This is a genomic window from Rhodococcus sp. G-MC3, from assembly GCF_030063335.1.
Lineage (GTDB): Bacteria > Actinomycetota > Actinomycetes > Mycobacteriales > Mycobacteriaceae > Rhodococcoides.
In genome coordinates this window covers 1-1,238 of the sequence record NZ_JASISW010000083.1, presented here as the reverse complement: position 1 = coordinate 1,238, position 1,238 = coordinate 1, and the positions used below count along the sequence as shown (strand labels likewise).

Annotated in this window: 1 protein-coding gene; it reads left to right on the top strand. The window is 59.2% G+C overall.

Going from position 1 to position 1,238, the window contains the following annotated elements:
• A partial coding sequence (locus QMK17_RS26260) for an IS256 family transposase (RefSeq protein ID WP_283512218.1) occupies window positions 1-1,198 on the top strand: 1,198 nt, incomplete at its 5' end.
• Window positions 1,199-1,238: the final 40 nt, after the last annotated feature.

The following is a 1,238-nucleotide window of genomic DNA, read 5'->3' as shown; positions in this document are numbered from 1 at the left end:
GGCTCAAGCCAAGGAACAGGGCATCGAGTTGATGGGTCCGAACGGGCTCCTCAATCAACTCACCAAGAATGTCCTCGAAAGCGCGTTGGACGCGGAAATGACCGAACACCTCGGCTACGAGAAACACGACGCCGCCGGCCGCGGCAGCGGCAACTCCCGAAACGGCACCCGCTCGAAGACAGTACTGACGGAGATCGGGCCAGTGGAAATCGAGGTTCCACGCGACATCGATTCCTCCTTCGCACCTCAGATCGTCAAGAAGCGTCAACGTCGCCTGACAGGCATCGACGAGATCGTATTATCGCTCACTGCAAAGGGTTTGACGACCGGCGAGGTGTCCGCGCACTTCCAGGATATCTACGGGGCGACGGTATCGAAGGACACCATCTCCCGCATCACCGACAAAGTCGTCGGAGAGATGACCGACTGGCAGAACAGGCCACTCGAGCGCGTATATCCGGTGATGTTCATCGATGCTGTGCACGTCAAGGTCAGGGACGGGCAGGTCACCAATAGGCCGATGTATGTGGCGATCGGTGTCACCGTCAACGGTGAACGCGACATCCTCGGGATCTGGGCCGGCGAGGGCGGTGAAGGCGCAAAATTCTGGCTCTCGGTGCTCACCGAGATCAAGAACCGCGGTGTCGCCGATGTCTGCATCGTCGTCTGCGATGGACTCAAGGGATTGCCGGATGCGATCAATACTGTCTGGGAGCTGGCGGTGGTGCAGACATGCATTATTCATCTGATACGCAACACCTTTCGGTTCGCATCACGGAAGTATTGGGACGAGATGGCTCGCGATCTCAAGCCGGTGTACACCGCTCCGTCGGAGTCTGCAGCGAAGGAGCGGTTCACTGAGTTCGCAGAGAAATGGGGTCAGCAGTATCCGGCGATCATCAGAATGTGGGACAACGCGTGGAGCGAGTTCGTTCCGTTCCTGGACTACGACGTCGAGATCCGGCGGGTGATCTGCTCGACCAACGCGATCGAGTCCGTCAATGCCCGCTACAGGCGAGCTGTGCGGGCTCGTGGACACTTCCCGACAGAGCAAGCGGCGCTCAAATGCCTCTATCTCGCCACGCGAGCACTGGACCCCACAGGGAAAGGCAAGGCACGATGGGCAATGAGGTGGAAGCCCGCGCTCAACGCGTTCGCGATCACCTTCGAAGGACGCATCACCCCGAACGGTAACTAACCGACGCCAAGGTCGGATCAACCGTTAATCGGACACTCCC